Origin of the sequence: Streptomyces sp. NPDC088730 (assembly GCF_044751215.1) — a bacterium.
Taxonomy (GTDB): Bacteria; Actinomycetota; Actinomycetes; order Streptomycetales; family Streptomycetaceae; genus Streptomyces.
The window spans coordinates 98,093-111,705 of record NZ_JBIVLK010000011.1 but is presented as its reverse complement, the minus strand read 5'-3'; the positions used below and the strand labels follow the sequence as shown (position 1 = coordinate 111,705).

Annotated in this window: 14 protein-coding genes; 5 read left to right on the top strand and 9 right to left on the bottom strand. The window is 72.7% G+C overall.

The window, feature by feature from the left end:
- The first annotated feature begins 193 nt into the window (after nucleotides 1-193).
- Entirely contained in the window at nucleotides 194-1,039 is an 846-nt protein-coding gene (locus ACIP89_RS27730) for an SGNH/GDSL hydrolase family protein (RefSeq protein ID WP_401925262.1), read from the top strand.
- 52 nt (nucleotides 1,040-1,091) lie between these two features.
- Here ACIP89_RS27730 and ACIP89_RS27725 read toward each other — a convergent pair whose 3' ends face one another.
- The 6 genes from ACIP89_RS27725 to ACIP89_RS27700 all read right to left on the bottom strand — a co-directional run bounded on the left by ACIP89_RS27725 (nucleotide 1,092) and on the right by ACIP89_RS27700 (nucleotide 7,266).
- Complete coding sequence (locus tag ACIP89_RS27725) at nucleotides 1,092-1,973, bottom strand: STM4011 family radical SAM protein (RefSeq protein WP_401925259.1); 882 nt, start codon at nucleotides 1,971-1,973, stop codon at nucleotides 1,092-1,094.
- Nucleotides 1,974-1,981: 8 nt separating this feature from the next.
- Nucleotides 1,982-3,343, bottom strand: a complete 1,362-nt coding sequence (locus ACIP89_RS27720; RefSeq protein WP_401925256.1) for an STM4012 family radical SAM protein — start codon at nucleotides 3,341-3,343, stop codon at nucleotides 1,982-1,984.
- Nucleotides 3,340-4,152: an STM4013/SEN3800 family hydrolase gene (locus ACIP89_RS27715; RefSeq protein ID WP_402117426.1), complete on the bottom strand. Its 813-nt coding sequence runs from the start codon at nucleotides 4,150-4,152 to the stop codon at nucleotides 3,340-3,342. Before ACIP89_RS27715 ends, ACIP89_RS27720 begins: the two co-directional genes overlap by 4 nt.
- A gap of 61 nt (nucleotides 4,153-4,213) precedes the next feature.
- Nucleotides 4,214-5,359, bottom strand: coding sequence for an STM4014 family protein (locus ACIP89_RS27710; protein WP_402117324.1), 1,146 nt, complete (start codon nucleotides 5,357-5,359; stop codon nucleotides 4,214-4,216).
- Complete coding sequence (locus ACIP89_RS27705) at nucleotides 5,340-6,308, bottom strand: STM4015 family protein (protein ID WP_402117322.1); 969 nt, start codon at nucleotides 6,306-6,308, stop codon at nucleotides 5,340-5,342. Before ACIP89_RS27705 ends, ACIP89_RS27710 begins: the two co-directional genes overlap by 20 nt.
- Nucleotides 6,309-6,315: 7 nt before the next feature.
- Nucleotides 6,316-7,266 carry an STM4015 family protein gene (locus ACIP89_RS27700; protein WP_401925247.1) on the bottom strand — a complete coding sequence of 317 codons (951 nt, stop codon included), beginning with the start codon at nucleotides 7,264-7,266 and terminating at the stop codon, nucleotides 6,316-6,318.
- A gap of 175 nt (nucleotides 7,267-7,441) precedes the next feature.
- Here ACIP89_RS27700 and ACIP89_RS27695 point away from each other — a divergent pair, with 175 nt between their 5' ends.
- Together ACIP89_RS27695 and ACIP89_RS27690 are read left to right on the top strand one after the other, a co-directional pair.
- Entirely contained in the window at nucleotides 7,442-7,768 is a 327-nt protein-coding gene (locus tag ACIP89_RS27695; protein WP_371775012.1) for a hypothetical protein, read from the top strand.
- A gap of 101 nt (nucleotides 7,769-7,869) precedes the next feature.
- Nucleotides 7,870-8,871, top strand: coding sequence for a DUF6745 domain-containing protein (locus tag ACIP89_RS27690; protein WP_401925245.1), 1,002 nt, complete (start codon nucleotides 7,870-7,872; stop codon nucleotides 8,869-8,871).
- A gap of 59 nt (nucleotides 8,872-8,930) precedes the next feature.
- Here the strand turns inward: ACIP89_RS27690 and ACIP89_RS27685 are convergent, their stop codons facing one another.
- Together ACIP89_RS27685 and ACIP89_RS27680 are read right to left on the bottom strand one after the other, a co-directional pair.
- Nucleotides 8,931-9,521, bottom strand: a complete 591-nt coding sequence (locus ACIP89_RS27685) for a TetR/AcrR family transcriptional regulator (RefSeq protein ID WP_401925607.1) — start codon at nucleotides 9,519-9,521, stop codon at nucleotides 8,931-8,933.
- 122 nt (nucleotides 9,522-9,643) lie between these two features.
- Nucleotides 9,644-10,852 (bottom strand): Glu/Leu/Phe/Val dehydrogenase dimerization domain-containing protein, encoded by a 1,209-nt coding sequence (locus ACIP89_RS27680; RefSeq protein WP_402117320.1) that lies wholly within the window; start codon nucleotides 10,850-10,852, stop codon nucleotides 9,644-9,646.
- A gap of 255 nt (nucleotides 10,853-11,107) precedes the next feature.
- On the opposite strand from ACIP89_RS27680, the gene ACIP89_RS27675 reads away from it, so the two are divergent.
- Nucleotides 11,108-11,548, top strand: a complete 441-nt coding sequence (locus ACIP89_RS27675) for a PPOX class F420-dependent oxidoreductase (protein ID WP_401927725.1) — start codon at nucleotides 11,108-11,110, stop codon at nucleotides 11,546-11,548.
- A 99-nt stretch (nucleotides 11,549-11,647) separates the two neighbouring features.
- Nucleotides 11,648-12,904, top strand: coding sequence for an MBL fold metallo-hydrolase (locus ACIP89_RS27670; protein ID WP_402117318.1), 1,257 nt, complete (start codon nucleotides 11,648-11,650; stop codon nucleotides 12,902-12,904).
- An 88-nt stretch (nucleotides 12,905-12,992) separates the two neighbouring features.
- On the opposite strand, the gene ACIP89_RS27665 is transcribed toward ACIP89_RS27670, so the two are convergent.
- Nucleotides 12,993-13,571 (bottom strand): helix-turn-helix domain-containing protein, encoded by a 579-nt coding sequence (locus ACIP89_RS27665; RefSeq protein WP_401927728.1) that lies wholly within the window; start codon nucleotides 13,569-13,571, stop codon nucleotides 12,993-12,995.
- Between the last annotated feature and the right edge of the window lie 42 nt (nucleotides 13,572-13,613).

The following is a 13,613-nucleotide window of genomic DNA, read 5'->3' as shown; positions in this document are numbered from 1 at the left end:
CGGGCGGCAGCGGTCCGGTGACGGACCTGAGCAATGCAGAGGGGCGGTGCGCGGCGGCGCACCGCCCCTCTGCATTGGGGTGACCGTCCTTATTCCCCCTTTACCAAAACCTGACCGGGTGGTCTATCTCACCACCCGTCAAGCCCATATTACGGTCGCGTAGGTCACAATCGGCGGTGCAGGATATGCCCTTGTGGCAGACGATTCGAGAAACATCCGACAGGGCGTCATCAACCGGCAGGGCGCCATCGAGTCGTACGCGGCGATTGGCGACAGTTTCACCGAAGGAGTCGGTGACCCGGGCCCGAACGGGACATTCGTCGGCTGGGCCGACCGGTTCGCGGTAATCCTCGCGGACCAGCTCCCCGACCCGGAAACGGCGCAGGCCGGCACAGCCGCCGCGCACGGACACTTCCGGTACGCCAATCTCGCCGTACGAGGACGCCTCCTCGACCAGATAGTCGCGGAGCAGGTACCGCGCGCCCAGCAGCTCGCCCCCGACCTGGTGAGCTTCTGCGCGGGCGGCAACGACATCATCCGGCCGGGCACCGACCCCGACGACGTGGCCGAGCGCTTCGAGCGCGCGGTCGCCGAGCTGACCCGGTCGGTCGGCACCGTCATGGTCACCACCGGCTTCGACACCCGCGGCGTTCCGGTGCTCCGCCATCTGCGCGGCAAGATCGCCACCTACACCGCCCACGTGCGGTCCATCGCGGACCGCTACGACTGCCCGGTGCTCGACCTGTGGTCCCTGCGCTCCGTGCAGGACCGGCGCGCCTGGGACGGCGACCGGCTGCACCTGTCGCCCGAGGGACACACCCGTGTCGCACTGCGCGCCGCCCAGGTCCTCGGCCTCGACGTGCCGGCCGACCCGGACCAGGAGTGGCCGCCGCAGGTGCACCGGAGAGCGCTGGAAGTCCGGCGCGACGACATCCACTGGGCCCGCGAGTACCTGGTCCCGTGGATCGGGCGCCGGCTGCGCGGCGAGTCGTCGGGGGACCACGTGGAGGCGAAGCGGCCGGACCTGCTGCCGCTCTGAGGCCGGCCGGCTCCCGGCCGGGAGCCGGGAGCCCGGCGGTCCTTCCAGCGGTTCACGAGCCGGCCCGTCCGATGCCGTACAACGGCCGGGCCGGGATGCGTTCCAGCACGCCGCCCGCGAACACGTCGTACAACGGCAGCGTCTCCAGATGGACGTAGCCGATATGGCAGTCGCACACCGCCAGCGGGCATGACCGGGGGCCCAGTGCCCCGCGGTAGCTGCCGTCGTAGAGATTGCCGAGCTCGGCCCGGACGAAGTGGCAGCGGCGAACCGTGCCCTCCCCGTCCACCGAGATGACCGACTCACCGGTCCGGCAGGGCAGCCCGGCCGAACGGTGCGGATGGCGGCTGTACGGGAACAGCGGATCGATCTCCGTCCACCGGTCCGCCTCCTCGTCCGTGTAGGTGTGCCCCTCGGCGGCGTTGACCCAGAGGTAGACCTCCTCGGGCAGGGCCGCCCGCAGCCGTCGCGCCTCGTCGAGATGATCATCCAGACCGACCACGCCGACGCTGTGCCGGATACCCAGGGACGCCAGCTCCCCGCACCGGTCCAGGAAGCGCTCGTACGGCGTCTGGCCCGGGTGGTACGTGCACCAGAGCGCGATCTTGTCCCGGCCGGCGGCGCCCGCCGGGGCCAGCCACTGCGTACGTCCGCCGAGGTTCGTCTGGATCGCCACCCGGCGGATGTGCGGCAGCCGGGCCAGCTCGACCATCGCCCGCCGGTACCAGGAGCGGACCAGCCCCTCGCCCCACGGCGTGAACAGCACCGAGATCCGGTCGTCCGTCTGCGCCGCCGCCCACGCCGTGAACCGTTCCAGCGCGGCCCGGTCGGCGCGCAGCTGCTCCCGGCTGTCGCGGCGCTTGGCGAACGGGCAGTACGGGCAGTCGTAATCGCACGACGCGAGCGGACCGCGGTAGAGAATCGTCAGGTCCATGCCGGGGCTCACTTCAGCTCGTACGAGGCCATCGCGGCCCGCACGGCGGGGGAGAAGAGCTCGGGTCCCAGCGCGTCGGAGTGCGCGAGCCCCTCGGGCGACAGGCGCAGCAGCCCGGCGGCCGGTGCGTCCGGATCGAGCCAGCCCCGTTCCTCGAACAGGGCCAGCTCCGCGCGGAAGTCGTCCTCCGGGCCGCTGCCGAACCGCTCGCGGTACTCCGACAGCCGCATACCCCCGGCCTGCAGCACCGACTGGAGGAGGTGGCGGCGGCGCGCCTCGTCGCCGTCGGTGTACCGGCCCACCTCGGCGTGCGAGAAGTCCTCGGTCGCCGTGTAGCCGTCGATGATCGTCCGCACCTCCCGCATCTCCACCGCGTAGTCGAACGAGTAGTGCAGCCGGGAGGTGTACGAGCGGGCGCCGCAGCCCAGGCCGACCATGCCGTCGGTCTGGCACGCGTAGTCGTCGGGGCCCTCGGCGGCCGGGGCGTCCGCACGCCGGAACATCCGCATCGACACCTGCTCGTAGCCGTGTGCCAGGAGGTGGTCGCGGCCCGCGCGGTAGAGCCGCAGCCGCTGCTCGTCCCAGGCGGACTCCGCGTCCGCCCCGGCGGCGCCGGTCCGGCCGAGGCCGGTCAGCGGGCGGACGTACAGCGGGTAGAGGTACAGCTCCTCCGGCCGCCACTGGAGCGCCGCGTCCAGCGAGGTGCGCCAGCTCGCCTCGTCCTGCCCGCCGATGCCGTAGATCAGGTCGATGTTGAGGACCGGTATACGGGCGTCCCTGATCAGCCCCAGGGCCGCCTCCACATCCGCCCGGCGCTGCGGACGGACCGCCGCGCGTGCCTCGGCCTCGACGAAGCTCTGCACACCGATGCTGATCCGGGTCGCCCCCCGCTCCGCCAGGACGGCCAGCCGGTCCGCGGTCGCGGTCGACGGTGACGTCTCGACCGACAGGGGCACCGAGCGGAGACCCGCGCCCATCCGCTTCTCCGCTATGTCGCACAGGCGCTCCAGCTCGCCCGCCGTCAGGAAGGTCGGGGTCCCGCCGCCGAAGGCCGCCGCGGCGAAACGCACCGGCTCCGCGTCGCCGAGCGCGTCCCGCACGGCTGCCGCCTGCCGGTCCAGCGCGTCGAGGTAGCGGGTGGTCAGCTCGCCGGGGGCGCCGACGCGGGTGAAGAGGTTGCAGAAGCCGCAGCGGACCTCGCAGAACGGTATGTGGAGGTAGAGCGAGAGCGCGTCCTTGCTCTCCCCGGCCCACAGCTCCTTCAGGGCCGGACGCCCGCCGGGCAGCCGGCCGAGCGGCTCGTACGCGGTCTTGTGCGGATAGGCGTACACATAGCTCTGGTACGGGCGGACGGTGTGCGGACTGGTCATCGTGCGGTCCCCGGTTCCAGGAAGAAATGGGCGTACGGAACGGTCCAGACGGACTCGTGAGCGAGCCGGTGACCGGTGTAGCCGTCGTCGCCGTAGGCCGTGCCGTGGTCGGAGCAGACGATGGCGAAGGCGCGGCGGCGGCTGCTCACGGCGGCGAAGAGCCGGCCGATATGGGCGTCGACGTACTCCAGCGCGGCGGCGTGCGTGACGCGGCTGTCGCCCGTGTCGCGGGTCGCGCCGGGCCGGTGGAACCAGTTCGGCTGGTGCAGCGCGGACACGTTGACGAAGAGGAACAGCCGCTGTCCGGGCGGCAGCCCGGCGACGACCCGCTCGGCACGGGTCACCTGCGCCTCGAACGAGTTGGGCGAGGCGACGCCGAACTCCGGCTCCCAGTGCGCTTCCTGGAACATGCCGGGAAGTACCGAGCCGAGCGGTGCCCGCTGGTTGAAGAACCCCACCCCGCCGATGCACACCGTGCGGTACCCCGCCCCGGCCAGGCCCGAGACCAGGTCGGGGGTGTCGAAGACGAAGGTGCGCTCCGCGGTCGTCTCGCTGCCGGCGAACCGGGCGGCGAACAGCCGGGGATGCGGGCCGGGTGCGGCCGGTGTGGGCAGGAACCCCGCGAAGATCGCCTGGTGCGAGGCGTACGTGAAGCTTCCCGGGGCGTGCCGCCGTTCCCAGCCTCCGGCCGGCAGGTGCCGCGCGAGGTTCGGGATACGGCCGGCGGCGGCCAGCTCCGCCGCGACGTCGTACCGGAGGGTGTCCAGGGTGACGAGCAGCAGATCGTCGTGGCCGACGACCTCGCTCATGTCCGGGTCCGGGGTGTCCGTGACGCCGGACGGGGGTTCGTCCATGACGCCGGACGGGGGTTCAGGATGCTGCGTCGACACGGTGGTTCCCTGCTCTGTTCAGTACGGCGGCGACCTGCGCCGCATAGGTGTCCAGGCCCTCGGCTCCGCTGCCGGGCAGACCGGTCAGGCGCGGCAGCAGATCGCCGAAGGCGTTGACCTCACCGACGGCGAAGCGCCGCCAGCCGGTCGAGGGCAGCAGGTCGACGCCCACGCACAGCGTGTCCGGGAAGGCGTCACCCGCCCGCTCGCACACCGCGAGGGCCGCACGCCAGCTGCCGCCCGCCGCCGCGACGGCGGCCCGCGCCTCGTCCAGATCGCCGCGAGCCCCGCCGAGGTGGAGGTTGGTCATGGGGGAGCGGCTGGTGCGCACGACGGCGTGGGTCGCGCGGCCGTCCACCACCACGACCCGAAGATCCGCGGCCCGGCCGCGCTGCGAGGCCTTCGGCAGCCAGCGTTCGACGTGCAGACCGTCCGGTGCGAGCGCGTCCACGATCGCCGCCACCTCGCCCTCCGTCGTGAGCCGCCGCACCCGGAGCGAGTTGTGGAGCCGGCCGGACCCGTCCCGCTCGACCGAGGTGGTCGCCCTCACCCGGCCCGGTCCGGCCGTCTCCACGGCCAGCACTCCGGAGGCCGAGGACCCGTGCGCGAGCTTCACGAACACCCTCGGCATCCCGCGCTCCGCCATCAGCCCGCGCACATCCGCCCAGCCACGCACGGGCGCCGCGGCGGGGCCGGAGGTGGGCGAGGCGGGCACCGGCACGCCCGCGGCGGCCAGCACCCCGTGACACAGGCGCTTGTCGAACAGCACCGCGAGGTCCTCGGGGCCGTCCAGCAGCACCGCACCCGCGCCGGCCACCGCCCGCGCCACCTCCCGTACGGCGGAGGTGAACCGCGCGTACCAGCGGGACGAGCCCTCCACCCGGGTCGGGTCCTCGACGCCCCGCAGCGCCCGCTCGACCTCGGCGTCCTCACCGGGCGAGTCGACGCGCACGGTCTCCCCGGGCAGGAACACCGCGGCCCCGTCCAGCACGTCGAGCCAGGACACGACGCGGGCCGGGGGCAGCCCGGCGGCCCGCACGGCCTGCTGGAAGAGGCCGACGCGGCGGTTGCCCGGATTGCCCACGACCGCGAAACGGGGCGGCGCGCTATTCACTGACCGCGACATAGCGGGGCTCTTCGCCCTCGGGGTCCCAGTAGTCCGCCCCGTCCAGACCGAGGCGGGTGCCCGCCCCGGCGAACAGCTCCCGGAGCCGGTCCGTCAGCGGATCGGTGAGGTAGTGGTGGTACAGGTCCAGCGAGGTGAGGTGGGTGAGCGGCTGACCGTGGAGGAGGGCCTCTGCTCCCTCGTCGGTGAGGGTCCCCATGGAGAGGGCGAGTGACTCCAGCCGGGCGACGACCGGGGCGTGCGAGACGGCCGCGGCGATCTCGTCCTGGATCTCGCTGTTCTGCAGGCCGAGATGGCGAAGCCGGGGAAAGCCGTCGCCCGCGAGGACCGGGCGCAAGTCCTCCACCGTGGCGTCACCGCCGTACCAGCCGACGCCGAACCAGAGCTCCAGCCTTTCGAGCGCGGGCAGCTCGCAGGCCCCGACCGCGCGCACGACATGGCCCGGCAGCCCGCCGGACTCGAACCGCAGCGACCTCAGCGCCCCGTGCCGCACCGGACGCAGCTCCAGCTTCGCCTCCTCGGGGACGCTGTCCCCACCGCCGCGCACGGTCAGCTCCTCCAGGAGCGGGAAGGCTTCGAGGACCGGAGTGACGTCGCACATGGCCAGCCACGACACCTCGCACTCCTCGCCGACCACATCGGCGAGGAACAGCGCGCGCAGATCCGTGAACCGGCCCGCCGCGCCGACGAGCAGCTCGACGACGGGAGCGAGAGCGGAGTAGTCGTCCTCCCACCAGGGCCCGATCAGCAGGGCCCGGACCCGCGCCGGGTCGACCGTGTCGAGGAAGTGCTGCCAGAGGTCCGGGAACGGCACTTGGTCCGGTCCGCAGTCCAGCCGCCAGGCCACCGACTCCGCCGAGGGCAGCGCCGGCGCGCCGGCGTCGTCCGCACAGGGCAGGGTCAGCACGGGAAGGCCGTGGAACACCTCGGGATGTTCGATGCTGTTCATGGCCGGATCACTCCGACACCGTGGTGTAGCGCCCTTCGGGCCCGCCGTCGCCCCACGGCTCGCAGCGGTCCGACAGATCGACCCGCACTCCGTGCGGTCGCAGGGCGTCGGTGACCCGGCGCTCCATCTGCTCACTGAGGAAGTGGTGGTGCAGATCCAGCGCATCGAGGTGGGTCAGCGGCTGGCCCTCCAGCAGCGCGGCCGCGCCTTCGTCCCCGAGGGTGCCGCACGACAGGTCGAGTGTGCGCAGCCGGGCCACGAGCGGGGCCGAGGCGACGGCCGCCGCGATCTCGTTCTCCACCTCGCTGTTGCGCAGACCGAGATGGCGCAGCGCCGGGAACCGGGTGCCGGACAGCAGCGGCGCCAGATCCGCCACATTCGCGTCGCCGCCGTAGGCGGACACACCCAGCCAGAGATCGAGCCGCTCCAGCGCGGGCAACTCGCTGTCCAGTACCCCGCGGACCACCTCGACCGGCAGCCCGCCCGTCTCTATGGTGAGCGAGCGAAGCCGCTCGTGCCGGGTGGGCGGGAAGACGAGATCGGTTCCGCCGCGCACCCCGAACTCCACCAGTGCGGGGTAGGCGGCGAGCAGGGCGGTCACATCGCTCTGCTGGATCCAGGAGATCTCGGACTCCTCCATCGTCAGATCCCCTACGAACACCGCCTCCAGCGACGTCAGCCGGTCGGCGGCGGCCGTCACGAGACCGATCGGATAGGACGAGTCCTCCTCGTAGGACTCGCCCCACTGCCCGATGATCAGCGCCCGCACCCCGGCCGGATCGACGGCCGCCAGGAACGAGGCGAACTCCTGCTCCCAGGTGCGGTCGTCCTCGTACGGCTCGACAAAGACGTGCCAGGCCGCCGCACCGGCGGCCGGCCGGCTCCCGTCGCTCGTGTCGTGCTGGAAGTCGACGGCCGGAAGGCCGAGCAGCTCGTGCAGGTGGTCCACATCGGACATGGCCCTGGGCTCCTGGTGACGGTGACGGATTGATGTCCGCAAGGTCTATCAACAGCCACTGACAACGGGCGCACCGGCCCCGCCGCCGGGTGCTCCACCGCCGATTGTCAGACCCCGGCCGTAGCGTTTTCCACGTGGCCGGTACAGCGGGTGCCGGTCCGGAGGGGAGACGTCTGTGTACCGGCAGGGCGATGTGCTGATCATGGCGCTGGAGGAGTCCGAGGTGCCGCCGAACCTCCTGGACGCGCCGGGCGAACTGCGCGACGGGCGGGGCCGGCTGGTGCTCGCGCTCGGTGAGGTCACCGGACACGCCCACGCGGTGCCGGGGCCGGGGCGGCTGATCCGGGAGGCCGGGGTGTTCGGCCCGATGCTGCTCCACCTCCCGGACGGGGGACGGGTGGTGCACGAGGAGCACGCGGTGATCCCGCTGCCGAAGGGCTGGTTCCGCGTCGTGCGCCAGCGGGAGTACGCGCCGGGGGCGGTCCGCATCGTCGCGGACTGAGCCGCCGCGCCGGCCTGCCCTGCGGTAGCCGGCGCCGAGGAGTGGCCGGAGAACGCCCGAATCAGGGAACCGGAACAGAGAAGACAGGGGACGGGGAGAACATGCAGTACGTGGACTCATGGCGGGCCGTGGCGGCGGCGACCGGCGCGGCGGACCGGGCGGCGGCGGAGGACGGGGTGCGGCTCGCCTATCGCGGCGCGGGTCTCGCCGAGCCGGAGGAGTTCGTCTGGGCCGATTCGCCCAGGGAGGCCGTCGGGCTCGTGCGGAAGCTGGCCGACGCCGGCCGCTCGGTCCGCGAGGAGGTCAGGACCCGGCCGTGGGCGGACGAACGGCGCCGGATGTACGACGAGTTGGGCCCGGCCGGCTGGTCCGCGCTCTGGTCCGCCACCGGCGCCCAGCTGTGGGAGACCACGGCGGCGCTCGCCGACCGGATACGGGCCGCTGTCGTCACCGAGGCGGCCGAGCGGCCGGAGGACGAGCCGGATGTGCGGCTGCTCCTCCTGGACGCGGTGCTGGGCCAGCACGACGCGGCCTGGCTCGCCGCGTTCGACGGCCGCGGTGACCGGCTCGACGGACTGGCGGCGGTGGCCAGGAACGCGGGCTGGTGGTGGCCCTACGAGCGGACGGTGGTGATCAGCGAGCGTCCCGAGGAGCTGTACCGCGACGAGGCGGGCAGGCTCGACCGCGGCGACGGCCCCGCGCTCTCCTACCGGGACGGGTTCGGGCTGTACGCCTGGCGCGGCATGCCGGTGCCCGCCGACTTCCTGGCGGAGCTGGCCGCGCTCACCCCCGAGCGGATCCGGGCCGAGGAGAACGCGGAACTGCGGCGCGTGATGCTGGAGTTCTACGGGTACGACCGCTACCTCACCGAGTCGGGCGCCGAACCGGTCCACCGGGACGAGACGGGCATCCTCTGGCGGATCGCGCTGGACGGCGATGAGGACGTGGTGATGGTCGAGGTGGTCAACTCCACCCCGGAGCCGGACGGCACGCACCGCACCTACTGGCTGCGGGTGCCGCCCTCGGTGCGGACGGCGAAGGACGGCGTCGCCTGGACGTTCGGGCTGCCGGGCGAGTCCTACGCACCCCTGCGGCAGACCTGACGGACGAGCGGCGGGGCGGCCGCCGGTCGAGGGCGCGGCCCGGTGGCCGGGCCCGGTGGTCAGGCGGTCAGCGTCTCGTGGTCGATGCCGAGTTCACGGGCCAGTGCCTGTTCGGTCCACTCCAGCATGGTGGCCCGGGAGAGCGGGCCCGCGTACGAGGTCATCTGCACCGCCAGGCCGTCCAGCAGAGCGGTGAGCCGCCAGGCCACGGACATCGGGTCGTCGCAGTGGAACTCGCCCGCGGCCGCGCCTTCGTCGATGACCTCGGCCAGCTCCGCCTTCCACTGCTGGTCGAGATCGCCCGCGACCGCGCGCAGCGCGGGATCGCGGATCGATGCCGCCCAGCCCTCGATCCACAGCCGCCAGCCCTTGGCCTGACCCGTCGGCGCGTACCAGCGGACGGCGGCGCGCAGCCTGCGCACCGCGGTGGTCCGGCGGGTCAACAGCTTGCGCAGATGGGCGAGATCGGCCTCGGCCGCGTGCGCGAAGGCGGCGGCGACCAGCTTCTCCTTGGTGGAGAAGTGGTAGAGCACGAGCGCGTTGCTCACGCCGAGGACGGAGGCCACATCGGCGATCCGCACCGCCGCGACACCACGCACCTCGATCTGTTCCACGGCAGCGCGCAGCAGTTCCTCGCGCCGCTCCGCCACACCCAACCGGACTCTGCCCACCGAGCCACCCTAACAACGGCCTTGCCGGGGAAGGCCAGGACGCGATCCGCCGAGAGGCCGCGGGGCCGTGCGGTGTCCGCAGGGGCGGCGGTCGCCGCCGGTCAGCGGTACCAGCCGAAGCGTTCCGCCATCACCGGCAGCCGGTCCGCGACGACGGCGTGGGCCGCCGCCCGCGGGGTGCAGCCGTCCGCGGCGGCCCGGCTCATCACCAGCTCGACGAGCGCGCGCATCGAGCTCCGGGTGTGCGCGAAGGCCTCGTCGGCGCCGGCGCCGATGTCACCGAACAGGGTCCACCACCACCAGGCGTTGGTGCCGGAGTTGACGACGACATCGGGCAGCACCGTGATCCCGCGCTCGGCGAGCAGCGCCTCGGCCTCCGGCAGCACCGGCATATTGGCCGCCTCGACCACCCAACGCGCCCTGACTCGCGACTGGTTTGCGGCGTCGATAGCGTAGGAGACGGCGGCGGGAACGAGTATGTCCACGTCCTGTTCCAGCCAGGCTCCGGCGGGCAGCTCGCGGTCGGCCTCGCGCAGCGCGCCGCGGTCGACGGTCCCGTGGGGGTCCCGGGCGGACAGCAGGGCCTCGATGTCCAGGCCGGCCGGGTTGGCGATGGTGCCCTGGACGTCGGCGACGGCGACCACCCGGAGCCCGGCCCGCGACAGGAACCGGGCCGTCGCGCCGCCCATGGTGCCGAGGCCCTGTACGGCGACCCGCGCCCCGCCGTACGCGACCCCGTCCCGGTCCAGCGCGGCGAGCGCCGACTCGGCGACCCCGCAGCCGCCGACCAGCTCGTCGAGGCCGATGCCGTCCACCTCGACGGCGAAGGCGTCGGCCAGCCGCCGCCGGGCGGCCGCCTCGTCGTCGAGCAGTGGATAGACGGCTTCGATGGAGGAGACGAGTCCGGCCTCCGCGGCCGCCCGGTCGACCAGGTCCTGGCTGAGCCCCAGGTCCTCGCCGGTCGTCCAGATGGTCTCGACGTACGGGCGCACGGCGCGCAGGTAGCGGACCAGGACGCCGTAGGCGGCCGGATCGCGGGGGTCGCAGTCGATGCCGCCCTTGGCGCCGCCGAGGGGCACATAGCGGGCTCCGGTGCGGTCCGCGTCGAAGTGGAGGGCTTCCTTCATCGTCATGCCGCGGGCCAGTCCCGCCACCTCTTCGAGCGTGCAGCCCGCCCGCATCCGCAGCCCGCCGCTGGACACCCCGCGTACCAGCCGGTCGACGACCAGGTGTCCCCGGTGACCGGTGACGTGGTCCGTCCAGGTCAGCGAGATCAGCGGGGCGGGCGGGGACACCGCGGGCGTCGTCATCGGAGTTCTCCTCGGTCACTGTGATCGGGACGGGACCGGGGACGGTGCGGTGGGCCCCGGGCTGTGCGGGCCGGGTGCCGTCGGGCCCGCGATCTTTACTGAATCGCGAGTCAGTATCGAGACGGTTCGGCGCCGCTGTCAACGCGGCCGTCGCCGAACCGCGTCCCGGTGGCCGGATGCGGTCGCGCGGGCTGCGGCACGTATGCCGGAGGCGCAACGCGGAATCCTGCGCGGGGCCCGGACGTTGGATTCGGCATGACGGGAATCGACGCACAGCAGGATGCGCTCCTTCGGCTGTTCTCCGAAGGGAACAGCGGTGTACTGGTCACGCTGAAGCGGGACGGCAGGCCCCAGCTGTCCAATGTCAACCACTTCTACTACCCCGACGAGCGGATCGTCCGGGTCTCGGTCACAGAGGACCGCGCCAAGACCCGGAACCTGCGCCGGGACCCGAGGGCGAGCTACCACGTCACCAGCGAGGACCGCTGGGCCTGGACGGTCGCGGACGGCACCGCGGATCTCACCCCGCCGGCGGCGGACCCGCAGGACGCCACCGTGGCGGAGCTGATCGCGCTCTACCGCGACGTCCAGGGTGAGCATCCGGACTGGGACGACTACCGCCGGGCCATGGTCAGGGACCGGCGGGTCGTACTGCGTCTCCACGTAGAGCACGCGTACGGGCAGCCGCGTGGCTGAGGCGGGCCCCGCGGGCCACCATCCTGTTGGGTGTTCTGCTCTCGCACTGTCGTACCCCCTGTCCATAATGAGATGACACCGACTCCCTCAGGAGATCTTGTGACCGGCGCTGACTCCACGTTCTCGCTCCGTACCCGGCTGCGTGCGCTGCGGCCCGCAGACTTCGGGGCCGACCCGGACGGCCCTCGCATGGAGCGCATCCGTCGTTCCCCGAATTTCGTCGACGGGTCCTTCCAGAACCCCGTGGGGGCGCGGATCAGGCCGTCGGGGTCCGCACTGGAGTTCGCGAAGACGTACTTCCGCAAGGAGGAGCGGGTCCTCAGATCGCCGACCGGTGATGTGCCGGTCCATGCCACCACCCTGGCCGATCTCGCCACGCCTCCCGTCTCCGGGCTGCGGCTCACCTGGATGGGGCATTCCAGTGTGCTCGCGGAGATCGACGGCCGGCGGGTGCTGTTCGACCCGGTCTGGGGCGACCGCTGTTCCCCCTTCGCGTTCGCCGGCCCCAAGCGCCTGCATCCCGCACCGCTGCCGCTCGGCGTACTCGGCCCGGTCGACGTCGTGGTGATCTCGCACGACCACTACGACCACCTCGACCTGCCGACGATCCGGGCGCTGGCCGGTACGGACACGGCCTTCGCGGTGCCGCTCGGGGTCGGGGCGCACCTGGAGCGCTGGGGCGTGTCCCCCGACCGCATCCGCGAGCTCGACTGGAACGAGGACACGAAGGTCGCCGGGATCAGCCTGACAGCCACCCCGGCCAGGCACTTCTGCGGCCGCGGCCTGCGCAACCAGCAGCACACCCTGTGGGCCTCGTGGGCTGTCGCGGGGCCGGAGCACCGGATCTACCACAGCGGGGACACCGGCTATTTCCCCGGCTTCAAGGAGATCGGCGCGGAACACGGGCCGTTCGACGCCACCATGATCCAGATCGGTGCGTACAGCCAGTACTGGCCCAAGGACCACACGGACGGCAAGCCGGAGCCCGGTGCCTGGCCGGACATCCACATGAGCCCCGACGAGGGGGTCCAGGCCCATCTGGACCTTCAGGGCAACGACCCGGCGGCCGGCGTCATGCTGCCGATCCACTGGGGGACGTTCAACCTCGCGCTGCATCCGTGGGCCGAGCCCGCCGAATGGTCGATGCGTGCCACCCAGGCCGCGGGAGTCACGATGGTGGCTCCGCACCCGGGCCGGCCGTTCGAGCCCGCCGATCCGCCGGCCGTCGAACCCTGGTGGCGCGGTGTGGCGGCGGAACCCGCGGCGGGCTGGGGCAACTGGCCCCCGGTCCACGTACCGCTGCCCGGCGGAGCCGTGACACCCGACCGTGACCGCGACCCGGCGGCCCCGGCCTGAGCGGTGAGGTGTCCGCGGTGTGACGCCGCGCGTGCCGCGGACACCTCGACGTGCCGGGTGACCGGACGGGCCTCCAGGCAGGCTGGATTCATCCCTGGGGGCGGAGGTGCGTGCGCTGCCCGTCGTGGTCGAGGATGCACAGGATCTCGGCCGGACCGCCGTACGCCTTCACGGCGTGCGGGATCATGGTGGAGAACTCGGCGGCCTGGCCCGTTTCGACCCGGATGGCGCGCTCGCCGAGGATCAGTGTCACCGTCCCCGACAGGACCGTGAACCAGTCCTTGCCCGGGTGCACTCCCAGCTGATCGGCCCCGGGGCCCCCGGCCTCGTCCGTGATGCGCATCTTGGCGACGGTGGCACCGGCCGGGGCTGAGCCGCGGTTCAGCACCCAGGTGGTCAGCCCGCGCTGTTCGTCGCGCTGCGGCCTGATCACGACATCCTCGTCGTCGGCGCTCTCCACCAGCTGGTCGAGCGAGATTCCCAGGGCGCGGGCCAGCGCCGTGAGCTGGTCGAGGCCGATGCGCCGGTGACCGGTCTCGATGCGGCTCAGGGTGGAGGGGCTCAGGAAGGCGCGCTCCGCGAGGTTGTCGAGCGACCAGCCGCGGGCCTGCCGCAGGCTCCTGATCCGCATGCGCACCGTACTGTCCAGACCGCTTTCTTGCGTCATGCGCAAGAGCATAGGCGTCATGCGCAAGGCGGCGTTATCGTC